24 protein-coding genes are annotated in these 23,908 nt (G+C 48.3%); 13 read left to right on the plus strand and 11 right to left on the minus strand.

Going from position 1 to position 23,908, the window contains the following annotated elements:
* Positions 1-90: 90 nt before the first annotated feature.
* From hemA to GWK09_RS04745, 10 genes are read left to right on the plus strand one after another with little or no spacing between them, the layout of a single operon-like run.
* On the plus strand, positions 91-1,347 hold the full coding sequence (gene hemA, locus GWK09_RS04700) for a glutamyl-tRNA reductase (protein ID WP_163691839.1): 1,257 nt from the start codon (positions 91-93) through the stop codon (positions 1,345-1,347).
* Positions 1,344-2,258, plus strand: coding sequence for a hydroxymethylbilane synthase (gene hemC / locus GWK09_RS04705; protein WP_163691840.1), 915 nt, complete (start codon positions 1,344-1,346; stop codon positions 2,256-2,258). The genes hemA and hemC overlap by 4 nt, the downstream gene beginning before the upstream one ends.
* Positions 2,255-2,932 (plus strand): uroporphyrinogen-III synthase, encoded by a 678-nt coding sequence (locus GWK09_RS04710; RefSeq protein WP_163691841.1) that lies wholly within the window; start codon positions 2,255-2,257, stop codon positions 2,930-2,932. Before hemC ends, GWK09_RS04710 begins: the two co-directional genes overlap by 4 nt.
* 2 nt (positions 2,933-2,934) lie before the next feature.
* On the plus strand, positions 2,935-3,966 hold the full coding sequence (gene hemE / locus GWK09_RS04715; RefSeq protein WP_163691842.1) for a uroporphyrinogen decarboxylase: 1,032 nt from the start codon (positions 2,935-2,937) through the stop codon (positions 3,964-3,966).
* Positions 3,963-4,466: a DUF6973 domain-containing protein gene (locus GWK09_RS04720; RefSeq protein ID WP_163691843.1), complete on the plus strand. Its 504-nt coding sequence runs from the start codon at positions 3,963-3,965 to the stop codon at positions 4,464-4,466. The genes hemE and GWK09_RS04720 overlap by 4 nt, the downstream gene beginning before the upstream one ends.
* A complete protein-coding gene (gene hemF / locus GWK09_RS04725; protein ID WP_163691844.1) occupies positions 4,463-5,374 on the plus strand; it encodes an oxygen-dependent coproporphyrinogen oxidase in 912 nt (303 codons plus the stop codon). The genes GWK09_RS04720 and hemF overlap by 4 nt, the downstream gene beginning before the upstream one ends.
* A gap of 9 nt (positions 5,375-5,383) precedes the next feature.
* Entirely contained in the window at positions 5,384-6,175 is a 792-nt protein-coding gene (locus GWK09_RS04730; RefSeq protein WP_163691845.1) for a PhzF family phenazine biosynthesis protein, read from the plus strand.
* Positions 6,176-6,218: 43 nt separating this feature from the next.
* Complete coding sequence (hemB, locus tag GWK09_RS04735; protein WP_163691846.1) at positions 6,219-7,208, plus strand: porphobilinogen synthase; 990 nt, start codon at positions 6,219-6,221, stop codon at positions 7,206-7,208.
* Positions 7,209-7,258: 50 nt separating this feature from the next.
* Positions 7,259-8,533: a serine hydrolase domain-containing protein gene (locus GWK09_RS04740; RefSeq protein ID WP_163691847.1), complete on the plus strand. Its 1,275-nt coding sequence runs from the start codon at positions 7,259-7,261 to the stop codon at positions 8,531-8,533.
* Positions 8,534-8,542: 9 nt separating this feature from the next.
* Positions 8,543-9,019 (plus strand): methylated-DNA--[protein]-cysteine S-methyltransferase, encoded by a 477-nt coding sequence (locus GWK09_RS04745; RefSeq protein WP_163691848.1) that lies wholly within the window; start codon positions 8,543-8,545, stop codon positions 9,017-9,019.
* Between the two features lie 154 nt (positions 9,020-9,173).
* Here GWK09_RS04745 and GWK09_RS04750 read toward each other — a convergent pair whose 3' ends face one another.
* On the minus strand, positions 9,174-10,295 hold the full coding sequence (locus tag GWK09_RS04750) for a hypothetical protein (protein WP_163691849.1): 1,122 nt from the start codon (positions 10,293-10,295) through the stop codon (positions 9,174-9,176).
* A gap of 170 nt (positions 10,296-10,465) precedes the next feature.
* On the opposite strand from GWK09_RS04750, the gene GWK09_RS04755 reads away from it, so the two are divergent.
* The 3 genes from GWK09_RS04755 to GWK09_RS04765 all read left to right on the plus strand — a co-directional run bounded on the left by GWK09_RS04755 (position 10,466) and on the right by GWK09_RS04765 (position 13,845).
* Positions 10,466-11,179 carry a 3'-5' exonuclease gene (locus tag GWK09_RS04755; protein WP_163691850.1) on the plus strand — a complete coding sequence of 238 codons (714 nt, stop codon included), beginning with the start codon at positions 10,466-10,468 and terminating at the stop codon, positions 11,177-11,179.
* Positions 11,180-11,272: 93 nt separating this feature from the next.
* Positions 11,273-11,890, plus strand: a complete 618-nt coding sequence (locus GWK09_RS04760; RefSeq protein ID WP_163691851.1) for a GAP family protein — start codon at positions 11,273-11,275, stop codon at positions 11,888-11,890.
* A gap of 62 nt (positions 11,891-11,952) precedes the next feature.
* Positions 11,953-13,845, plus strand: a complete 1,893-nt coding sequence (locus GWK09_RS04765; protein WP_163691852.1) for an alkyl sulfatase dimerization domain-containing protein — start codon at positions 11,953-11,955, stop codon at positions 13,843-13,845.
* A gap of 155 nt (positions 13,846-14,000) precedes the next feature.
* On the opposite strand, the gene GWK09_RS04770 is transcribed toward GWK09_RS04765, so the two are convergent.
* From GWK09_RS04770 to GWK09_RS04815, 10 genes are all read right to left on the minus strand, one after another.
* Positions 14,001-14,744: a DUF6090 family protein gene (locus GWK09_RS04770; protein WP_163690980.1), complete on the minus strand. Its 744-nt coding sequence runs from the start codon at positions 14,742-14,744 to the stop codon at positions 14,001-14,003.
* Between the two features lie 98 nt (positions 14,745-14,842).
* Positions 14,843-18,124: a S41 family peptidase gene (locus tag GWK09_RS04775; RefSeq protein WP_163691853.1), complete on the minus strand. Its 3,282-nt coding sequence runs from the start codon at positions 18,122-18,124 to the stop codon at positions 14,843-14,845.
* A gap of 129 nt (positions 18,125-18,253) precedes the next feature.
* On the minus strand, positions 18,254-19,081 hold the full coding sequence (locus GWK09_RS04780; RefSeq protein ID WP_163691854.1) for a M23 family metallopeptidase: 828 nt from the start codon (positions 19,079-19,081) through the stop codon (positions 18,254-18,256).
* A gap of 129 nt (positions 19,082-19,210) precedes the next feature.
* Positions 19,211-19,654 (minus strand): aminoglycoside 6'-N-acetyltransferase, encoded by a 444-nt coding sequence (aac(6'), locus tag GWK09_RS04785; RefSeq protein WP_163691855.1) that lies wholly within the window; start codon positions 19,652-19,654, stop codon positions 19,211-19,213.
* A 26-nt stretch (positions 19,655-19,680) separates the two neighbouring features.
* A complete protein-coding gene (locus tag GWK09_RS04790; RefSeq protein ID WP_163691856.1) occupies positions 19,681-20,310 on the minus strand; it encodes a hypothetical protein in 630 nt (209 codons plus the stop codon).
* Positions 20,311-20,364: 54 nt separating this feature from the next.
* Positions 20,365-20,928 (minus strand): hypothetical protein, encoded by a 564-nt coding sequence (locus GWK09_RS04795; RefSeq protein WP_163691857.1) that lies wholly within the window; start codon positions 20,926-20,928, stop codon positions 20,365-20,367.
* Positions 20,929-21,158: 230 nt separating this feature from the next.
* A complete protein-coding gene (locus tag GWK09_RS04800) occupies positions 21,159-21,731 on the minus strand; it encodes a sugar O-acetyltransferase (protein WP_163691858.1) in 573 nt (190 codons plus the stop codon).
* A gap of 131 nt (positions 21,732-21,862) precedes the next feature.
* Positions 21,863-22,258 (minus strand): YybH family protein, encoded by a 396-nt coding sequence (locus GWK09_RS04805; protein ID WP_163691859.1) that lies wholly within the window; start codon positions 22,256-22,258, stop codon positions 21,863-21,865.
* Positions 22,259-22,449: 191 nt separating this feature from the next.
* The gene (locus tag GWK09_RS04810; RefSeq protein WP_239530659.1) at positions 22,450-22,962 is read right to left on the minus strand and encodes a Crp/Fnr family transcriptional regulator; all 513 of its coding nucleotides are present in this window, start codon (positions 22,960-22,962) and stop codon (positions 22,450-22,452) included.
* A gap of 165 nt (positions 22,963-23,127) precedes the next feature.
* The gene (locus tag GWK09_RS04815; RefSeq protein ID WP_163691861.1) at positions 23,128-23,874 is read right to left on the minus strand and encodes a zinc-dependent peptidase; all 747 of its coding nucleotides are present in this window, start codon (positions 23,872-23,874) and stop codon (positions 23,128-23,130) included.
* Positions 23,875-23,908: the final 34 nt, after the last annotated feature.

Raw genomic sequence — 23,908 nt, forward strand, 5'->3', positions numbered from 1 at the left:
ATAAGAAAAAAACCCGAAACGACACTTAAAGTACCTGTAGCGTTATTTTCTATATGTGTCAGGGTGTATTTTTGTGCCGGAATTGTTATGATGAAGAATTACCATATTTCCAGGCACAGTTCATTCTACACCGTGGGCTTGAGTTACCTCAAGGCCGATGCGGATCTCAGAGGGAAATTCAGTCTGGACGAGACCGGGGAGGAAAAAATCCTCAAGGCTGCCGCTGAACTGGGGATAGACGGGCTATTGATCACCGCTACCTGCAACCGGACCGAACTCCACGGGTTTGCCCAACATCCCTTTCAACTGATCAAACTTTTATGTGACCATTCCCTGGGCAGTGTGGAAGAGTTCCAGGAAGTAGGTTATGTCTACAAGAATTACGAGGCCATCGACCATTTGTTCCGGGTCGGCACCGGCCTGGACAGCCAGATCCTGGGAGATTTCGAGATCATCAGCCAGATCAAAAAAGGATTCGCAAGGTCCAAAGAAAAGGGTTTGTCAAATCCTTTTCTGGAGCGACTTGTCAATTCCATCCTGCAGGCCAGTAAAAGGATCAAGAACGAGACTGAGATCTCCTCAGGAGCCACCTCAGTGGCCTTTGCCTCCGTACAATATATCCTGGAGACCGTCCCCGACATCTCCGAAAAGAACATCCTGCTTTTCGGGACCGGTAAGATCGGGAGGAACACCTGCGAGAACCTCATCAAACATACCGGGAACACCCATATCACCCTGATAAACCGTACGAGGAACAAGGCAGAACAGGTCGCGGGGAAATTTGATCTCCTGGTCAGGGATTACTCAGACCTTCAAGCCGAGATACGGCAGGCCGATATCCTCGTTGTGGCTACCGGGGCTCACAAACCGACGGTCTCACGTTCCCTCCTTCATCTCACCAAACCCCTCCTGATCCTGGATCTCTCCATTCCCAAGAACGTGGATGAGGATGTGAGTGAACTGCCGGAAGTCAACCTGATACACCTCGACCACCTTTCCAGACGAACGGACAAGACGCTGGAAAAGCGGAGAAAATACATCCCCCAGGCAGAAGGGATCATAGAAGAAGTGAAGGTGGATTTTATCAAATGGCTGGAGACCCGGAAATTTGCCCCGGTAATAAAAGCCCTGAAGAAGAAACTGAAGACCATGAAAGAACAGGAGATCGATTTTCAGTCCAAAAAACTACCCGGCTTCAACTCAGAGCAGGCGGATATCATCTCAGAAAGGATCATACAAAAGATCACTAAACAGTTCGCCAACCACCTCAAGGATTCGGAAGTGGACGCCGATGACAGCCTGGAACTGATTCAGAGGGTCTTCCAACTCGAAGTGGAAAAACCATGAAAAGGGTCATCCGGATAGGAACCCGTGACAGCGAACTGGCCCTCTGGCAGGCAAATACCGTAAAAGACCAACTCGAGTCTGAAGGATTTTCCTGCGAACTTTTTCCTGTGAAGGCATCTGGAGATCTCCTTCTGGACCAGCCTTTATACGAACTGGGGATCACCGGGATCTTTACGAAGACCCTGGATGTGGCCCTCCTGAAAAAGGAGATAGATATTGCTGTGCACTCCATGAAAGATGTACCCACCAGCCTGCCAAAAGGAGTGGTTCAGGCGGCCGTGCTCAAAAGAGGGAACTCCCGGGACATTCTCTTGCACAAAGGGCTGGATTTTCTCAATGATGAAGGCATTGTGGCCACGGGGAGCCTGAGAAGGCAGGCCCAGTGGCTGCACCGCTACCCCCTGCATGAGATCACAGATCTGAGGGGTAATGTCAATACACGCCTCCATAAATTCCGGACCCACCCCTGGGATGCGGCTATTTTCGCAGCTGCAGGCCTGGAGCGCATAGACCTTCTCCCGGAGCAATACAGCACGCTCGACTGGATGATCCCGGCCCCGGCCCAGGGAGCCATGATGGTCGTCTCCCTCGAAGAAAACGCGTATTGCCGCAATGCCCTTAAGGCGTTACATGATCTGGAAACAGCGATCTGCACAGGGATAGAAAGGGAATTTCTAAAGACCCTCGAAGGGGGATGTACCGCCCCCATTGGTGCCCTGGCAGAAATCGAAGGAGAGGCCCTCCACTTCCAGGGGATCCTCCTTTCGCTTGATGGGCAACGGGTATTCCGCCTGAGAAAAGTTGCAAAGGCTAAGGATACTGCCGGCCTGGGTAAACGCTGGGCAGAAGAGATCCTGAAGCAGGGAGGGGACGAACTGATGAAAGAAATAAAGCAGCAACTGGGAAAATGAATGCCGTCCTTTCAACACGTAGCCTTGAAAAAGCACAGCAAACCCGTCTGGCCAAAGCAGGTATTGAAGTTGAATGTTACGATGCTATCCGTTTTGAATTCACTGAGGTCACCCTCCCTCAAGGCTTTGACCATTTGATCTTTACCTCCAAGAACGGGGTTAAGGGATTCCTCAACAATCTGAAGACAGAAACCGGACTGAAAAAGAAACTTGCCTGTTATTGCGTGGGTGAAAAAACCAGAGCCTATTTGATTGAAAATGGCTTTTTTGTTGCTAAAATGAGTCAGAATTCAGCAGATTTAGGTGATTTTCTGGTAAATACTGGTGAAAAAGGACCTTTTTTGATTTTTACCGGGAACCGGAACAGGCCTGAATTGAAAGAGAAGTTCGAGGAAAACGGGATCCCTTTTAAGGAACTAATGGTCTACCAGACCCACAGTGTCCCTAAAAAGTTAGGGAAGAAATTCGATGGAATCCTCTTTTTTAGCCCGAGTGGCGTACAGAGTTTTATAGCGGCCAATGGCCCTCAGAATGCCACCGCTATCTGCATAGGGGAAACGACCGCAGAAGAGGCCCGCAAGCATTTTCAGCGGGTAGCTGTGGCGGATACGCCCACTACAGATCACGTTATTGACAAGCTCATTGAGATTAACCCAACCCTTGCAAACACATAGTTATGGCACTTAAAAACGACCTCCTTTTAAAAGCCCTCAGGGGTGAAACCGTGGAAAGGCCCCCCGTCTGGATGATGCGGCAGGCCGGAAGGTACCTCCCGGAATTCATGGAGCTCAAAAAAAAGTACGATTTCTTTACGCGTTGTCAGACGCCAGAGCTGGCATCCGAGATAACAGTACAACCCATCCGTCGCTATGGGATGGATGCGGCCATCCTGTTCAGTGACATCCTTGTCATCCCACAGGCCATGGAGATCGAAGTGCAGATGAAACCCGATTTCGGGCCTTACCTGCCAGACCCCATACGTTCCCGGAAGGATCTGGACCGGGTGGTGGTTCCCGATGTGGAGGATAGCCTGGGCTACGTGATGAAGGCGATCAGGATGACGAAGGAAAAGCTGGCGGATGAAGTACCCCTCCTGGGTTTTGCGGGTTCGCCCTGGACCATCCTTTGCTATTGTGTTCAGGGACAAGGCAGCAAAAGTTTTGACAAGGCCAAGGAATTTTGCTTTACACAACCGGAAACGGCCCATGCCCTCCTGCAAAAAATAACGGATACCACTATTGCCTACCTGAAGGCAAAAGTAAGAGCAGGGGTAGACGCCGTTCAGGTCTTCGATTCCTGGGGCGGGATGCTATCCCCCGAAGATTATGAAATATTTTCGTGGCCGTATATCCAGCAGATCGTGGATGCCCTAAAGGATGAGACCTACGTGATCGTCTTTGGGAAAGGTTGCTGGTTCGCCCTGAAGACCATGTCCCGATCAGGGGCCGCCGCCCTGGGGGTAGACTGGACGTGTTCCGCCCAGAATGCCCGTTATCTCAGCGGGGGCAAGATCACCCTTCAGGGTAATTTTGATCCTTCCCGCCTGTTCTCCCCACCGGATGAGATCAGGAAGATGGTCACACAGATGATCCGAGATTTTGGAAAGGACAGGTACATTGTGAATTTGGGCCATGGCATCTTACCGACGGTCCCCCTGGAAAATGCTCAGGCATTCATAGAGGCGGTGAAATCCTATTCGGAGGGGTGAAAGAGATCTGGGGAGTCATAAGACGGGCCAGACCGGGTCAACTTTTGGAACTCCTGTTCCTCTGCCTTCAAAATATCCGCCTTATCTGGCCCACCTACAAGGCAACCCGGATCACAGTCGAACAGGCCAACAGGCATTTCGGCCTGTCGCATCGCAGGAATACCCCGGCCAATGCCTTCAGGCACGCCTTGTGGAATTGGCTTATTGCCTGCGAAAGTTCCAAGAAGGTCAAAAATGAGGAAAAGGTTCTGCGATGGACCCAAAAGATCACAGACATGCATGAAAAGATCCTACCCGGTAATGCGCTATCTAATGCGATGGACCTGCACAACAACGAAGTGGGGAGACAGTATTTCCGGAACGAGAAGCAGCGGGAAATGGAATTCGGTATTTCCCTGTTTCTGGACCTTTCGAAACACTCTCAACTCATTCAAAACCAGGATGAATTACAAAAGGTACCTCACACCCAATTCGTTCACCTCATAGACAAGGCATCATGAAAGATACATTCTACTCCTATATCCAATCACTTCAAAATACGATCTGCTCTACTCTGGAAACCCTGGACGGCAAGGCCGTTTTTCAGGAAGATCTCTGGGACCGCCCGGAAGGGGGTGGAGGCAGGACACGGGTCATACAGGACGGAGCCGTCTTCGAGAAAGGCGGTGTCAACATCTCCAAAGTATACGGCCCACTCCCTAAAAGCATGCAAGCGTATTTCGGGGTGGGGGAATCCGATTTTTTTGCCTGTGGCCTGAGTCTGGTCCTGCATCCCGTGAACCCCATGGTCCCCACAGTGCATGCCAACTGGAGGTATTTTGAGCTCTATGACAAGGATGGAAACACGGTAGACCAGTGGTTCGGGGGTGGTCAGGACCTCACCCCCTACTACCTGTTCGATGAGGATGCCGTCCACTTTCATACAGTTTGTAAAAAGGCTTGTGATACTCATAACCCTGATTTCTATCCCCGTTTCAAAGAAAAGTGTGATTCCTATTTCTGGAACACCCACAGGGGTGAGGCAAGAGGCGTGGGAGGTCTCTTTTTCGATTACTGCCGTCCCGGGGAAGAGCTATCCCTGGAAGAGTGGTATGAATTCGTTACAGGGATCGGAAATTCTTTTCTCCCCTCCTATATTCCGGTGGTAGAGAGAAGAAAAGACCTGCCTTATTCTGAAGCGCAGCGCGAATGGCAGGAAATAAGGCGGGGCCGATATGTGGAGTTTAATCTGGTCCATGATAAAGGCACCCTTTTTGGCCTGAGGACCAACGGCCGTATAGAGAGTATCCTGATGAGCCTGCCCCCCAAGGTACAATGGAAGTATGACCACCATCCGGAAGAGGGGAGTGAGGAGGCCCGACTTTTGCAGGTGCTCAGGTCCCCCAGGAACTGGATGGAAAACCCGTAAATCACGTCTATGAAAACTTTACAACTATTCCAGATCAACGCTTTTGCTTCTTCCCTTTTTAAAGGGAATCCGGCAGCTGTTTGTGTACTCGACTCCTGGTTGAATGAGCAGACCATGCAGGATATCGCCATGGAGAATAACCTCGCAGAAACCGCCTTTGTCGTAAAAAGAGAGGAGGACTACCACATCAGGTGGTTCACTCCGGAAGTGGAGGTCGACCTCTGTGGCCATGCCACCCTGGCCGCCGCCTGGGTCCTTTTCCACCGATACGGGCACGAGGCGGAAATCATCCACTTGCATTCGGACAGGAGTGGTCCGCTCAGCGTAAAAAAAGAAGATTCCGGAGAACTGACGCTCGATTTCCCCGTGGATACTCTGGAAGAAGTAGGCCCGGTCAGTGCTATTTCGGAAGCCCTGGGAAAGGAACCTCTCAAAGTGTTCAGGGGAAAAACGGATTATTTGCTGATCTACGAAAACGAACAGGAGATCATTGAAATAGTACCCAACTTTTTCCTGCTCGACCGTGTGGATGCGCGGGGGGTCATCGTGACCGCTCCCGGGAAGGAGGTGGATTTCGTCTCCCGCTTCTTTGCACCCAAATGCGGGGTCCCGGAGGACCCTGTTACTGGCTCTGCCCATACGAGTCTGACACCTTATTGGGCGAAGGTCCTTGGCAAGGCAGATCTGAAAGCCAGACAACTCTCCAAAAGAGGCGGGAGCCTACGATGCAGGCTTCGGGGGGAACGAGTGTGGATCTCCGGGAGTGCAGTTCCCTACCTGAAGGGGGAAATAACCCTGTAAATCTTGTACAATTCCCTTACCTTTAAGAAGAAATAGTACCGCCATGTATCCATTGAGAAGAAACAGGATCTTACGCACAAATCCCTCCATCCGCAAGATGGTCAGGGAGACCGTATTGCAACCGGCCGACTTTCTGGTCCCTCTATTTGTCGTGGAAGGCCACAATGTAAAAGAAGAGATCAAATCCATGCCCAATTACTACAGGCTTAGTCTGGACCTGCTTCAGAAAGAGGTAAAGGAATTATGGGAGATGGGACTCTGTGCCGTGTTGTTGTTTGTTAAAATACCGGATAACCTCAAGGATAATACGGGGGCTGAAGCTCTGAACCCCCATGGCCTGATGCAAAGGGCTATCAAGAGCGTAAAGGAAGCCTGCCCGGATATGCTGGTCATGACTGATGTGGCCCTGGATCCTTATTCCACCTTCGGACACGACGGTATTGTGGCCAAGGGGCAGATCCTCAACGACGCCACCAATGAGGTACTGGCCCAGATGAGTATCACCCATGCCCAGGCCGGGGCTGATTTTGTGGCACCCAGCGACATGATGGACGGAAGAATCCGTATCATCAGGGAAGCCCTGGAAGACGAAGAACTTACCAGCACCGGGATCATGAGTTATGCCGCAAAATATGCAAGTGGATTTTACGGTCCGTTCAGGGATGCCCTCGAATCGGCCCCTGTAGCCTCCAAAGAGGCTCCGCCAGACAAGCAGACTTACCAAATGGACCCCGGAAACCGGCTGGAAGCGATCAAGGAGGCGGAGATGGACATCGAAGAAGGGGCAGATATCATCATGGTTAAACCGGGATTGTGTTATCTGGACATCGTCCGCGACCTGAGAGAAGTGGTTGAGGTCCCCCTTGCGGTTTACCAGGTTTCAGGAGAATACGCCATGCTGAAGGCCGCTGCAGAAAAAGGCTGGCTGGACCACGATACGGTGATGATGGAACAGCTTATCTCCATAAAGAGAGCAGGAGCCAATATCATTGCCTCCTACTTTGCCAAAGAGGCGGTCAGACTTTTGACGTAGGAGTGAAATCCTGATCTTATCCCGGTCTTCAGAATTGTAATCAAGACATCATGAGCTTCAGGCACATTTCGATTTGTTTTTTTATACTTTTCGGTACATTTACTTTTTTGTATTGTCAACCTTCTGATATTCAAGATTTTGATAAGCTTTCATTCAAAATCGATTCAATTATAACGAATGGTATTTCAAATGAAGCTTTTCCGGGAGCCCAGTTATTGGTCGCCTCAAAAGGCGAGGTAGTCTTTCACAAGACCTATGGTTTCCACACCTATGACAGCCTGCAGCCCGTTAGCAAAACCGATCTGTACGACCTGGCTTCGGTGACCAAGATCCTGGGGCCCTTACCCCTATTGATGAAGTTGGTGGAAGAGGGTCAACTCGACCTGGATGAGCCGTTCAGCAAATTTTGGAAACCCTGGCGCAGTAATAAAGAAAAAAAAGACCTGACCCTACGGGAAATACTGAGTCACCAGGCGGGTTTGATCCCTTATATCGTATTTCTCAAGGAGGTCGTTAAGCAGGGTAAACCCAAAAGGAGGTTTGTGCGCACGAGCCCCAATGGAAGGTTCGGAAGACAGGCCTATGAAGGTCTTTGGGTCAAAAACAACTTTGAAAAGAAGGTGTTCCGGCGGATCACCCGTTCCAAAGTGGATGCGGACAAGAAATATAATTACTCAGGGCTGGCCTTTCTCCTATTTCCGGCCCTGATCGAAAATATTACAGGGCATTCCTATCCCTATCTGCTGGCAAAGGAATTTACCCTGCCGTTGGAGACCCCATCCCTGGGGTACCTCCCATCCCGGAAAGGTTTCCCCAATGCCGTCATCCCGACCGAATACGACTCCCTTTTCAGAAAAGATCTGGTACAGGGATGGGTACACGATGAAAACGCATCACTTTTTGGAGGGATTTCCGGGAACGCAGGCCTTTTCGGAACTACCAGGGACCTTTTCCGGTTCATGCAAATGTACCAGAACTATGGGGTACTGGAAGGCCGGAGGTATCTGAAGGAAGAAACCCTGAAAGAGTTCACCCGTGTTCAGTATCCGGAGAATGACAACAGACGGGGCCTGGGCTTTGACAAACCCCTCCTGGACAATGCCAGCAGGGACGTCTCCGAAGCTTATCCCGCTCCTTCCTCTAGCCCTGAAAGCTTCGGACATAGTGGTTTTACGGGCACTTTCGTGTGGGCCGATCCTAAATACCAACTGGTATTTATTTTTCTTTCCAATAGGGTCTATCCCGACAGAACTCACAGGAACCTTTACAAATTAAACATCCGGGTATCCCTTCATCAACTCTTCTATGATCACTTAAAACCATAATCTGGCCCTATGTATACAGCCTATATGAAAACCCCCCTCGGTACCGCTCAAATCCAGGGTGATAAGGACGGCATATCTTCCATCTCGGTTCTTGACGCTGAAGATAATTCTGAAATGGAAATTCCCATCGAACTAAAGGAGGCGGTTATACAACTGAGGGAATATTTTGAAGGGACCCGAAAACGGTTCGACCTGAAACTGAATCCCTCCGGAACTGAATTTCAGAAGAAGGTCTGGGAAGAGCTTAGGAATATTCCTTACGGAAAGAGGATCTCCTATCTGGATCTTTCCAAAAAACTAGGGGACGTTAAGGCCATTCGGGCGGTGGCTGCAGCAAACGGAAAGAACCCGATATGGATCATTATTCCATGCCACAGGGTGGTGGGAAGTCAGGGTGAAATGGTGGGCTATGCCGGGGGTATTCATCGAAAGAAATGGCTTTTGAACCATGAAAGCCCTTCCAGGCAGCAATCCCTGTTCTCCTAAAAAGAAACTACTCAGTTTGTACATCAAATAATAAGTGTTCAAAATCTCGCGCAAATGATAGTTCATCAAGGTATTTCTGACGTTGGACCATATTTTTCTAAAGTCTTCCACCCGGAGGATACTGCAAACCGACTACCGGGTCGGTTCGGGCTATTCAGGGCCTGATAAAGAAAGTGGGTACAAATGGAAGGGCTATACGTTCCTGCAACAGACCCGTTTTCGAGATCACCAGGACGCCTCCTTCTACTTCTTCCCGCAGGTCAGCATGGGCATAACCTACCAGGAATGTTTCTGTTTCCTCATAGTAGCGGATCGCTGTGGGTTCCACCTCCGTTCCGGTTTCATCTTCTACCTGCCTTATGATCTCGATTATGTCGATCATAAAATTGGTGTTTGTTTCGAAATTAAAGTAGGCCGGGCCGAATGGCACTTCAGAGGGTTGAGCCAGGAAATTGGTGTAAAATAAGGTTGACCCAAAAACAGATCCCTGTAAAGGTCCCGGGGGCAGGAATACTTCCAGGGTAAATGGGGTTTCTGAGAGGAGGTCGAGTGTTTCTATATCCAGTACCTGGTAGACGAACTGGGAATTTCCCAAACCTATCATAATCCCGATATTCCCAAGGTCATCGATCAGGATATTCGGGATCCCGGAGTTGAAGTCGAGGGTCACCATCAAGGTCCTGCTTTCCGTATTGAATATTCCAATCTTATAGGCTCCCGATCCATCCCTGTAGGTGAACATAAGTCTCTGGCGATGATACAGGGGGGCATAGGCCTGCTGAATATTCAGGGCAATGGGCAGATCCGTGAAACTCCCATCCGTAGGATCGAGGGTTCGCAGGCCAAAATCCCGGCTGCCCTTTGGACTGTAATATCCCAGGAAGATAAGGTCTTCAGAATTGGCACCCCAGGTGATAGCCCTTTCATCAGACACCGTATAGAAATCCGGAAAGGCCGCAGATTGTCCGGTGAGGCTGTTTAACTGGATGAGGGAAAAACGATTCGATGCAAAACTGTAAAAGGAAACTACTTCCCCCACCTGTCTCAGGGTGAGATACAAGGGATCTACCCCCAGGTTTTGGGTAAGGTTTGCCTCCACCCCTGTTTGAGAGGAGCCGTCATAGGAATACTGGTACACGCTGGAAGCATCCTCGCCTATCAACCTGAAATCGGGAAGGATCACTTCTTCCTGCTCTATCCCCGGAGCACTGTCCTTAGAACAAGAGTTGAAGGCTAACAGGATCAGGCAAAATCCGAGAAAATGAGAAGGTCTCATGCAATTTTTTACTAAAAATACACATTCTAAAAAACTAGGGGCTTCCTGAAGGGTACTTTCGGTGAAATACCGTCTCTTTGTATGGGAATACCGTATTCCCGAAAGCCCAATTCTTAGTATCTTGAGAAGCCCGGGGCGACCTTAGAAGGTCCCTCTTTAGTATCAAAGCCATGTTGAATAAAATAAACCTGGAAAACGTCCTTTTCCTCGACATAGAAACCGTTCCCGAAACCCCGACCTACGGAGAGTTAGACGAGGTCCGCCAAGATCTGTGGGAACAGAAAACGCAATACAGGAGAACCGAAGGGGTCACAGCCGAAGAATACTATGAAAATGCAGGGATCTGGGCCGAATTCGGGAAGATCATCTGCATTTCGGTGGGTTATTTCCACCAAAAAGGCAGTCAGAGACAATTTCGCGTAACCACATTCCACGGGGAAGAGGAAAAGATCCTGAAGGAATTCCGCCAATTGCTCGACACCCATTACGGCCATTCTAAATACCTGTTATGCGCCCATAACGGAAAGGAATTTGATTTTCCTTACATCGCCCGCAGGATGATCGTCCACGGTATTCCCCTGCCGGAAAAACTGAACCTCTTCGGCAAAAAACCCTGGGAAGTGCCCCACCTGGATACCATGGAACTCTGGAAATTTGGAGATTTCAAAAATTACACCTCATTAAAACTCCTGGCCCATGTGCTGGGTATCCCCTCTCCCAAGGAAGATATTGACGGCAGCATGGTGCGGGCCGTGTATTACGAAGAAGGGGACCTCGACCGAATCATCGAATACTGCGTAAGGGATGTGATCACTGTGGCGCAGGTCTTTCTAAGGCTACGGAATGAGGAGCAGTTATCAGAGGGAGAGATTGTTTATGTTTAGAACAATGAATCCCGTCAGTCATTCATTTACTTTTAAAACAATAAATAAGGTTAAAATCCACGCATAATTGTTGCTAAAAACTGAAAGTTCAAAATGTCGGAAACAGCCATTTTACCTTTAGCCTTAACGGTGATGTTAGGCCCTCAGATTCTAGTAGGGATGTTGTTAATAATGAGAAAAGACGCAATCAAATCTTCTTTAATTTATATTCTATCAATTGTATCGACCTTGATGTTGACCACTTTTTTGTATTATAAACTAATAGAAAATACTGATTTACATAATGTTTCAATGGGAGGAAGACCCTTTTTGAAGTATGTTTTGATCCTATTTTTCATTATCCTGATTATTCGATCAGTAATCAATCGCAATAAGATTACAAAACCACCTAAATGGATGAAAGGAATATCATCAGCTTCTTTGAGCGAGATCTTTTTTATTGGCTTCTTTTTAATAGCCTTTATGCCCACAGATGTTATTGTTGCATTCTCCGTTGGAAATATTTTGAATGGTGAATCAGGGAACTTCTGGGATGCCTTGCCTTTTTTTGGGGCCGTCCTATTAGTATCACTGTTCCCTTTGACGATATATTTCTCTTTAGGAAGGTCAAAAAGGGCGAAGTACTTAGAAAATGTCAATAATTGGTTGAATACACATGGTTATCTGATCAATGTGGTGGTTATGGTATTCTTTATAATTCTTATGCTCTAGGAAAACTCATTCATCAGTAATGCTTATTTTTAAGAGCATGTTAAAGATTAAAAATGTTCTAAATGAAAAATTTTCTCTTACTATTCGCCATAGCAACTATGCTTGGCTGTGCTCAAAATAACACTTTTGATAAAGCTTTACTCAAACCGGAAGTGATCGATCACAATGTCCCTTTAGAAACGGAACCGTATGCAGATGAAGCAATTTTGAAAAACCTGGCGCCCATTCGTGCTCGGTTTGACAACTATGCCATTACTGAAGACAGTGATTTCATAAACGACAGAATGACTTCTTTTGGGAAACAAATGCCCAAAACCATCTACGAACCAGTAAAGGATAAGGCCTTTTTAATGGCCGGGTGGCAATTGACATCCACCTTGATTGTAGTGGGAGATGATGGATTGATTGTGGTAGACCCAGGAGAAAGTGACGAGGCTTCAGAGCGAATACTAAGTGATTTTAGGAAAGAAACAAATATCCAACTACCTGTTAGGGCTGTCGTTTACACGCATAGACACCCTGATCACTCCTTTGGTTCTGCGGGAATGGGTATTTCGCAAGAACAAGTAGATAATGGCGAGGTAAAAATATTTGCGCACCATCAATTCATGGAATATCTGGCCAATGATGCCAGTGTCGTAGGTTCAATACTAACGCAACGCACAGCCTATGGAGGCGCAACTTATTTGGGTCAAAATGAAAAAGGACTTGTACACGCTGGATTAGGACCAACATTTGCTGGAGGAAAGATTTCTTTTTATCGTCCTACTGATATTGTTAAAGGTGAATTAGAAACCGAAGTTGCTGGAATTAAAATGATATTATTTGAGGCTTATGGAGATGCAGAGGATGAAATAGATGTCTATTTTCCAGACTTAAAGCACGTACACGGATCTGAAACTATTCAGGGGGAATCCTATCCAAATCTTTACACCCTAAGAGGAACTAAATACAGAGACTTAGTGAAGTGGTATAAGGGAGTCGACAATCTCTTGGAATACGCCAAAAAGAGTGACAGCTACAGTCATTCTCATATGCGATCATGGGTTGGAAATGAGTTTATCGTGGAACGCATTCAAAACTACAGAGATGCCATTCAATTCACTCACGACCAATCTATCTACCATATGAATCAAGGAGCTACACGTGAAGAATTGGTGGGATTAGTTTCTCTTCCAGAGCATCTTAAAAACGATCCATGGTTACAGGAATTCTATGGCACTGTGGAACACGTAGTCAGAAATGTTTACAATGGTTATTTGGGATGGTATTCCGGTGATGCTACCGAACTGGCAACCCCATCCTTTAAGCGAAAGGCAGAACTCTACGTTTCGGCGATGGGAGGACGTGATAATGTCCTTAAAATTGCCAACCAGGCCATTGATGCAGCAGACTATGGTTGGGCTATGGAAGTAACTACGCACCTGGTAAGGGCTAACCCTGACGATAAAGAGGCACGAGATCTAAAAGCGAAAGCAATGCAGGCCTGGGGTTATGATCAGGCTAACATCTATTACAGGAATTTCGCCCTTTCGGGAGCCAAAGAACTCGATGGAACGCTGGACAAGTCTGGCGCCTTTGATTTTGCAAACCCTGTTATCATTCAACAATTCGGGATCGGAACAATCCTGGAAAACCTTCGAGTTAAAATTGATGCCTCCAAAGCAATAGACGCCGATTTCAAAATTGGATTTAATATTACAGACCGGAACGAAAAATATGGCTTTCATGTACGAAATGGCATAGCGGCCTTTTATGAGTATATTCCTGATGATGCCAACCTCGTAGTTAATATTCCGAGTAAGGTGGTTTACGATTTCGTCCTGGGTAAAGGACGTGTGAAAGATGCTATTAACAATGGGAATGGTACTGCCAATGGTAACATTGATCAATTGGATACATTTGCGGGCTTCTTTGATTTTTCAAAATCTGACATTCACCTGTCCTCTCGATGAATCACTGTGACCCGGGTGCAGCTGATGAACAGGAATAAACCTATATTCAAGGAGAAAGAAGGATTAAAAGTGTAATCCGTCTGGTACAGGTAACCCCGGGTACCCCTGACATTGGACTAAAAGGAACGAGGCTCTGGCCCGAAAACGAAGTTGGGTCACCGCAAATAACGGTCGAGCTGTACAATGATTTCCCGGGATCCCTCCAGGGAGAGCTCGAGTTCTTTCCTGGTTTCCATAAACAGTATCCGCTTAAAATTACTGATCCCCTGGAAGGTGGCCGCCAGATGGGCGTAATCGACCTTATTCCAGACCAGGGAATCGATAAGGGGGCCCTGGTCGTGGATCTCGGTTGCACCGAAGGTGTAGGTATTCACGTAGGTGGTTACCTTCCCCTGATAGTCACCAGTGGTCTTTTCCACCCGGTCCATCCGTGTTGCCTTTTCATTGTAAAATTCCTTGATAGACCGCCCGAGCGAATCCGGTAAGTTCTCTATCAATCCCGTTTGGTTCAGGCTGTTATAGGCGTTGGTATTGTAGCGGAGCTGGACGATCCAGTTGGGGTTATACTCAAAGCGCATAATTTGTAAAAGGGTATCCACGGTCGCCCCTGGCCCCGCTACTCGCGACCTCAATGATTCGTTATAAAGGAATTGTTCCCTGATATAGGGAAGCCTTTCCGAGATTTGGAGGGTATCCTGTACCAGGTCATTCCTCAAGGCCACAAGGGAATCCCTGATCCTGATGTCGGTTTTTCGATCCTCATTCCAGGTATTGATGGAGAGGGCAATCAGGATGCCGATCACCACCAGCACAATCTCCCCGATGGCATACATCAGGTACTTGCTGAATTTGTTTTCCTCGAGCAATTGCTGCCTGATTTTCCGAAAGAATTTGATCATAGGTTAAGCATCGGTTTAATAGGGAGAAAAGTACGCATCAGACAATATCCTGCCCGCATTCAACATTAATCACCGCATACCCGTCCCCTGGAAACAGGTTAATCATTTTTTAACCCAGAGGCGGTGCGATCCTCCTTGGCCGGGACCGGAGTGGTTTTCTTCGGTTTTACCTGCACCAATTTCATGACCTCTCCCACTACCCTTTCCATTTGAGGATCACGATCCTGCATCAGAAGGTTGGGGTCATCCCATACCTTAATATCGGGCCTTACCCCTACCCCCTCATCAAACCATCTTCCGTCATTGTAGTACAAACGGGCACCAGGAACGGTGATCCCGCCCCCATCTATTAACTGGTGGCCCGTAGCCGGCCCCACCAGGATGCCTATGGTCCGTTCTCCCACAATGGGGCCTGCGTTGAGTTCCCTGAACGCCCAGGGGAGCCCGTCACCGCCTGATCCTGCCCAGCCGTTGATCAGCATCCCCATGGGCCCGGTATTGGCCTTTACAGGGAAGGGATGGGCTTTGCCATGGCGCCAGTAGAGGTTGTAGATCGTTGGCCGCGTCATCAGTTCCAGGAAACGGTCTGCAAGCTGTCCACCTCCGTTGAAGCGCTCGTCTATAATAAACCCTTCCTTATCGAGTTGCCCGTAATACATCTTGACGAGGTCTAACTGACCCCTTCCGCCTGTATTGGTCATGTATACATATCCCAGTTTGCCATCGGAAAGTGATTCCACCCTCAGGCGGTTTTGCTCGATCCAGTCGAGGTAACGGATATTTCCTTCCTCCCCTCCGGTCAGACAGGTTACCACCACGGTTTTCGCATCCTGGGGGTTTCCTGTCTTGCTCACTTTCAGCGCAACCGTCTGCCCGTCCAGGCCTTCAAAAGCCGCATAGGGTTCCTTGTTCATCGGCAGGGGCATCCCATTGACGGAATGTATATAATCCCCTTCAGACACATCCACCCCGGGGCGGTCAAAGGGAGAGCGGTTCTCTGCGTCCCAGGGCGCCGGTTTCACGATCCTTTTGATCCTGTACCCTTTTTCGTCCTTCTCCCAGTCGATCCCCAGGTAGCCCGTACTGACGTTCTCCACGTCCTGGTTGTCCCCCCCGAAAGTATAGGTATGTCCGGCACTCAGCTCGGCGGCCAGGTTAGACTGGAGATAGGTCACGTCCCATCGGCTCCTCGCATCCTCGATCAGGTCGCCATACCGCGTCCTGAGCGCCTGCCAGTCGACCTGCTGCATGGCCTCATCGTAAAAGAAATCCCTGTGCCGCCTCCAGGTGTCCTGGAAGATCTGCCGCCACTCCTCCCTGGGGTTGAGTTCCATGACCAGGCCCTTGGTGGGAATCGCATCCTTTATCTTCTGTTCTGCCTCCGGTTTGATAACGCCGAATTGGGAGCCACTCCTCACCAGGAGGGATTTTCCATCCGCAGACATGACCACCCCGTTGACCTTCGCCATAATGGACTTTTCCTCCCGTTCCTTCAGGTCGTAATAGAAAAGTTCGGGATCCCCTCCGGCAGAACCGGAATTGGGGAACCTCCTGTAGACCACCTTGCCTTCGAACGCCATAAGGTCTCCCAGGTTGCCAGGTTTGGGCGGGAGGATCACCAGCCTGCTTTCCATTTCGTTCCAATCCACCTTAACAGGCTCCGGGGAGGCTTTCTTCTCATCCTCCTTTTTTCCCTTTTTCTTGTCCTGTTCCGGTTCTTCCTTTTCCTCGGCTTTCATCTCATCATTCTTGGCGTTGAGCAGGAAAGGAGACCCTTTACTCAGGCTGATGGCAGCGAGTTGGGTGGTATTGGGATAGATCCAGGTGCCATCCCCCAGTCCGCTGTATACGGCGTCAAAGTTCCTGTCCGTCAGAAAGAAAAGGTACTTCCCATCCGCGCTGAAAACAGGGTCGCTGTCATCGTAAAACCCGCTGGTGACCTGCCTTGCCCGCTTGCTGGAAAGGTCGTAGATAAAGATCGCCTCATTGGCATTCCCCATTCCTACGGTATAGGTGAGCATCTTTGAATCGGGTGACCAGCTCATGGGGTATCCGTACCTCGATCCGTGGCCGTAATTCCATTCGTAATTGTCGGCCACTTCAACGGTCCCGGAAGCCACGTCCAGGATGCTGATGTCGTTCTTCTCATCTATAAAGGCTAGTTTCTTGCTGTCTGGAGACCAGTGCAGGGTATACCCATATCCTTTATTCCTGGAGGTGAGTTTTCTGGCCGACTCTTCTGTACGCATGGATTGCACATAGATCTCATACTCCCCGGAGGCATCGCTCCAGTACGCCACATGATCCCCGTTTGGAGACCAGGCAGGGCTGTGGTCAAAGGCCCCGGAGGAAGCTGTCATATTCTGTACAAACCCTTCTTTTACGGGCACATTGAACAATTCGCCCCGGGCTTCAAAGACGATCCTGCTGGCCCCGGGGGAGGCGGTCATATTCCGGATCTGTTTGTCTACTTCCACCCTCTTTGGCATTTCCAGGGTGAGATCGCTTACCACGGAAACTGCGACTTCCTGAGGGGTTTCGGTAGCCAGGTCCATCCGGTACAGGGTCCCCCCAACTTCAAAAACCAGGTCATTGGGTCCCGCAGAAAGGTAGGTGATATCGAAGTCCTTGAATTGGGTTACCCGGTTCAGGGATCCTGATCGCACATCATAGTTCCATATGTTCAGGCGCATATCCTCGGCCCGGTCAGAGAGGAAATAGATCTTGTCCTTTCCCCAGGCAGGTTTTCCGTCATTTGCTTCGTTATCCGTGATGTTTTTTGCTGTATTGGTTTCGAGGTCAAACAGGATCACATCCGAGGTGAGTCCGCCTCTGTATCTTTTAAAAGGATAGGTCTCCGTGATCTTGGTGATGTATGCCAGTTGCTTCCCATCCGGAGAATAGGTAGCAATTTCCCCATAGGGAATAGGTAGTTTTTCGGGCATCCCTCCGGTTTTCGGGATGAGGAAAAGCTGGTTGACCCGCCCTGAGGGGATCCCCGTTTCCCGCCTGGAAGCGAAGAGGATCTTTTCCCCGGAAGGATGCCATTCCACCATGCGATCGTCATGAGACCCGTAGGTGAGCCTGAGGGGCACGCCCCCGGTGGTGGGCATCACATACACGTCCGGGTTCCCCCTGTAGCTGGCCGTAAAGGCAATCTCCTTCCCGTCCGGGGAGAATTTTGGATAGGACTCTTCCCCCGGAGAATTGGTGAGCTGGGTAGCCATGCCCCCATTTTTATCGACCACCCAGATATCGCCCCCATAGACAAAACAGATCTGGGTCGAAGACACATCCACATAGCGCATCAGTTTGGCGTTGATCTGGCCGAAAGAAAGGAATCCGGAAATAAGGAAAAGGCAGGTGATTACGAGTCTCATAGAGTTGGTTTTAGTGGAGGATTAAGATAAGGAATTCACAGAATTATACTGGCAGGAAACGGTGGTTTTCCGCAGACGAAGGGATCGGTGTTGTTATGCCGGTGAGTTTTACAGCCACGTATCCGGCAGCTATTTCGTCACGAAATCTCCCGCCTTTAAACCTGGGCTTTGAATACCACCCACAAACTCGTAAGGAATGGATTTCAGACCCTCATTAGTATTTACAGGTACCAGACAGTTAAAATGAAGGTGCTCAACGTTGGTCTGTCCTGTCATACCGGACAAAGCTATGGGCTGTCCCCGTTCTACCTGATCGCCCACTTTCACCAGGCTTCCGTCCTGTTTTAAATGTACATATTGGGTGAACAAACCGGAATCCGGCTCATACAGGGTCACAAAGTTGGCAAAGGGTTCCCACTCCTTTCCCTCCCCGCCGAATTTGTACTGATCGATGACCCCAACCACAAAACCCCCTGTGGCCGCACAAACCGTGTCCCCTACTTTCAGGCCTAAATCCAGGGCGTATCCAGACCAGCTGCCTTTGTGGGTGAAATTTGTGTTATTGCCCTGTATGACCCTGTACTTTTTCCCTTCCTTGAAAGGCAGGTCCAGAGCGATCTTTTTGATCTCTTTGGATGTACTGCCCAATCGGGAACTGAAGCTGATCTGGCCTTGAGGAGGATTTGTGTTGAAAAGAGTAAGAACTGTATCGGTCTTGCTATCTAACAAAACCGGATTTATCTCATTGAAGCGAGCCTGCAGGACCTGGTCTTCCGATGAAACCCATATTCTGAGGGGACAGTGTAAAGGGTTTTCAAGTTCGATCCTCAACTCATCATCCTGATAGGTATAGGATTTGTTGTACTGGTACTGTACATACCTTTCAGTCGGTAATTTAACGGACGCACATCCCAGCATGAAGGATAGTAAGAGTACACTGAACAGTGATCGCATCATGAGTCGGTTTTTTAGGCTTCTAAAAACGGAAAAAGATTTCCAGGGAAGCGGTGACCAACCCTAATTTAGGAAAATCCGCGAATCTGGTAACCAAAGAATACTCCTGTACCTGGTGCATGCTTCCAGGACTCACGAAATTTCCCTGACAAAACACACCACCCGGTTCACTTCCCGGAATCCCATCCGTTTGTGAAAGGCAAGACTATCAAGATTTCCGACCTCCGTATCAGAGGCGATCTCGGTACACCCCATCTGTTTTCCCCATTCCTCAGCTCTTTTCACCAGCATTTGGGCATATCCCTTTTTGCGGAAGGCCGAAGCCACAAAGATCCCTTCGATATAACATACCGGTTTGGTAGACGACCCTTCCACGTATTCGGTCCTGAGGGAGAGGGAAACGAAGCCGGCTAGTATGTTCTCCACCTTTAAAAGAAAAGCGTTTTGTGCGTGGTCTGGTATAGATTTCCTGAAGAATTTTTCCTCCTCTTCCAGGCTGCTGTCCGGCCATAGAATAATGGCCAATCCGGCGATCTCTTTGTAGTTGGCGGAAGAGAGTTCTTCTGTTGTGACCATTTTTTAAACCGTGTTAGAAGTAATTTTCAGGGCTGTAATTCCTTTACGGCCCATCTGAAGACTGGATTCTTTTGTTTCAGATCTTCCACTTGTTGAGCTGAACAGAGCAAATGAATATCGGTCATTTTTCCCATGATTGAAAAATTACAGGTAAAGCATTTTTTTAAAGATACTGCGGCCTCCCAAAATTCTTCCAGATCCATTGCATACCCCCTGTAGGGGTTATTGTACCCCTGGTCATCGACTTCCAGACGGGACGATTCAAAATGTTTGACCCGGTCTGTTTTTGAGAGGGTAGTAGCGTGCATATACACTTTGTCTTCGTGAACAGGCATTTCCCCTTCATTGCCCCCACCCATGGGATAGATGCGATCATTCATCCGTCTTAAAAAGAATACCCCTTGCTGGCCTTTCTTATAAGGACCCCATCGTTTCCCACAGATCCAATCTTCAAATTTTTGTATGGTTATGGCGGATGCGCTGTAGTTGATGCTTTTCACGACCCTGACCTCAATGGTCCCTTCATCCACACTAATGATTTCTCCCAGAAGGATGATCTCCGATTTAAACGCCAAATCGTAGAGGGAAGGCGGATCATATTTCAGGGGAAATAAGCTTACAAGGAATACGATAAAAAGGATCCCAACTCTTTCCATAAATTTAATTGTACAGCCTTGGCAGGCGCATTATTTTGTCGCTTTAAATTTCTCTTACAGTCCTCCTCCGATGGGGGGAGGGGGTGGGGGAATGTCCATCATGCTATACCCCTCAAATAAAATATGGTACTTAAAAAAATCACTCCCCATTTCTGAATTCACTTCTTCAAATTGGACGATGATCTCCCTGAGTATTTCTTTGGTAAGCTCGATGGGATATTGGTCTTCGATGTAAAAATGGATCAATGCAGGTCCCAAAATTTCCCTATCATATAGAAAGCGGTAAGGAGAGGAGGCGATCTTTTGAATTTCTTTATTTAATTCTCTGAAATGCACTTTTCCATTCTCGTTAAAACCGAGATTCTTGAGAGAATCATTTCGGATGATGAAAATATTACGGTTGAAGCGACAGGAGATGATTCCGTCATTAGGACATTCAGCAAAACCAGTGAGATTGTAAATCGTATCCCGTAAACTGAACTGGATCCCCGCCCTTTTATTTTCACAGGAAAGCCGAAACATTTCCCCAAGGAAATCCGGATAATCCTTTTTAGGGTCCAGATCCACGACCTCGAAATCTGCCCGCCAGCGCTGCTCTTCAAAGTCACGAGTATACAAGTGAATTCCAGGATCCGATGAATCCGGAATCTCCAATTCCCAATCCTTCTCACAACTACTTATGAGGAGCGTTAGAATGAATATATAGAAACATCGTCCCATAAGATCTTCCCTAAAGTAATCGAATATCCCGTATAGCGATGAAGTTTGAAGTCATGCCTTCCCCTCTCTCCAGGATAGTGAATCACGTTCAAGAATTGTGCCGTCGGGTTCTTTGGGCAAGGAAAATTTTAAAGTTCCCGGACCACCTTACACGGATTTCCATAGGCCAGGACGTTATTTGGGATATCTTTGGTCACCACACTCCCGGCTCCTATGGTGACGTTATTCCCTATGCTCACCCCGGGGAATATCACCGAATTCCCCCCTATCCAGACATTGTCCCCTAGGGTCACCGGGCGGGAGGAGGTCAGGTAACCGGTGTCGGTTCCCTGGCCAATAATGCGTTCGGAGGCTTTAAGGGGGTGGGTGGCCGTGTAGATCTGCACATAGGGGGCGATCAGTCCGTTCTTTCCGATGCTTATCTTGTTATTGTCCAGGAAGATACAATTGGTATTTACAAAGGTGTTGTCTCCAATAGAAATATGCTCCCCGTAATCGCAGAAAAAGGGGGCTTCTATCCAGACCCCCTGACCTTTGTGAGCAAAGAGTTTACCCAGAATACGGTCCCGCTCATCCAGGGCCTCAGAATCCAGGGTGTTATAAGCCTGCAGCAGCTTGCGCGCCCGGTGGTAGGCCCGGAGTAATTCAGGATCCCGGGAATCGTAGATTTGCCCGGCCAGCATTTTTTGTTTTTCTGTCATGGAAAAGATCAACAGGCTGAATACCTAAATATAGAAAGAAAAAGAGCATCCCCCTTCCCTGAGAAAAAGAGAAGCGGATCAAAAGTCCTTCCCTTTTAACCCGCTTCCTGCAAATTTTATTTCTGTCGCCTTTATTTTGCCGGTTCCGTCTTGTTGAACATATAGCGGGCAATTTTCCAGTCGCCCTCCACTTTTTCAAAGACAAAAAGCTCCCGGTTGGCTTCGGGGACTTCCATCCCATTCGCGTGAATTTTGACCATCCCCTTTGAACTGGTCACCGCGAAGGCCATGTTGCCTTCCACAACGATTTCTTCAATCGTAAATGCAATGCTCAATTGAATTTGGGAGAACACATACTCATAAGACCTCAAAATCCCTTCTGAGCCGATTCCCGAGGGTGCTTCCGTAGGCATAAAAATGCCATCCTTCGTGTACAGGGATTGGGCCAGTTTGGCATCTGAGGTGTTGAGTGCCTTCTCGTAATTCATTAATAGTTCTTCGATCTTTAGTTTTTCTTGTTTTTGCATGATCTCTGTTTTTTTTGTGTGGATTTGATCTGTTTGCCGACTCGGGTCCTGACCGTTTAAAACCATCATTCCCAGAATCAGCACAGGTGCGATTAGTTGTTTCATCACTTTTCTCTTTTGATATATACAAAGGTCCTGAAACCCGATCATGCGTACCTATAAGGTAGATTAAGAAAAAGGGATAAGGTAGATTAAGGTTTTGCGAGCCGCTTCCGGATAGTGCTCAGGAATTCCGGGGTTACCCCCAGGTAGGAGGCGATCTGAACATTGGAGATACGGTTAAAGAAGTCGGGGTGCCGCTTTAGGAAGTCGAGGTAGCGCTCTTCAGCCGTGGAACTGATGTTCTGGAGGATCCTGCGCTGGGCACTGACCAGGGCGTTTTCTGTGAAAACACGGAAGATCCGGTTGAATTTCGGGAAATCGACAAAAAGTCTGAGCTGGTCCTCTTTTTTGATCTGAATTACGACCGAATGCTCCAAGGCCTCTATGTAGAGTCTGCTCGGTTCTTCTGAATGGAAGCTGCCGATATCCCCTATCCACCAATTCTCCACCGCAAATTGCAGGTTGTGCTCCTTCCCTTTCTCATCCACCAGAAACATCCGGAAACAGCCTTCCACCACAAAGGTGTTGTGCGTACACACATCCCCTTCCTGCAAGAGGTATTGCCTCCTGCGGACGCGTTTTTCATGGAAAAGCTCTTCCAAAACCCCTTTTTCTTCCTCTTCTAAAGGAAGGTACTTTTCGAAATAATCTAAGAGCGGTTTTATATTTATGTCAGACCCGGAAGAGTTCATAACCCCCAATGTAGGAAAAATAATGAACGATTAGCCGATGCCTACATAAGGCTTTGACCAGGAAAATCGCAGCCTTTACTCTCTTATCGTCAGGTTGGTTGGGTCCTTGGAATTCCTGGGATCCTGTTTGAGAAGGCGGCAAAGCCTTTTGTAATGCTCAGGGTCATAAGAGAACAACTCGGAAGGTTTTTCAAAGAAGTACTCCAGGGAGGTCGCAAAGAGTTCCATCAGATTACTGCCTGCGTAGTCCCGGTATAATCCATTATCCCCCTTTCGGATCTTCTCGAGCAGTTTTAGGGAATAAGACTTCCAGCCCTTGAGTTCTTCCTCATTCAAATTTCTCACCAGATAATTCCTCCGGGCGTTTTCCAGAATGATGCAATGTGCAAATTCATGGATAGCCAGGTTCATCCCGTCATCGTTGATCTCAAAGCCCTTTTTGACCACAGGCCAGGTCAGGTTCACGGTTTTCGTCATAGGGTTGACATCTCCGTGGAACAATTGGGTGGAATTTCTGTAGGAATACGCCTTGGGGGTAATATGTATCTTATTGAAATACTCCAGGTCGTCCTGCCCGATCCCAAAGGTGATCTGTACAAAGGCACTGGAGATGAGGTGCTTCATCTCCGGGGAAACCGAATATCCAACCTCCGTGCTAAAGCGGGTGAACCTCTGAAAGTAAAGGGTCCTAAGGACAAAAATTCCTTTCTTATTCAGATGTAAACCCTGATAATAGGAGTTGAACTGCATCAGCACATGATGACACTCCCTTTTCTTTTTACGGTCAATAAATAAGCTGAAAATGCGGTATTTGAGTTTCAAAGGGTATAGAAGTTGGTGGGGGTGCTTATCAAAT

Source organism: Muriicola jejuensis, assembly GCF_010671595.1.
GTDB lineage: Bacteria > Bacteroidota > Bacteroidia > Flavobacteriales > Flavobacteriaceae > Muriicola > Muriicola jejuensis.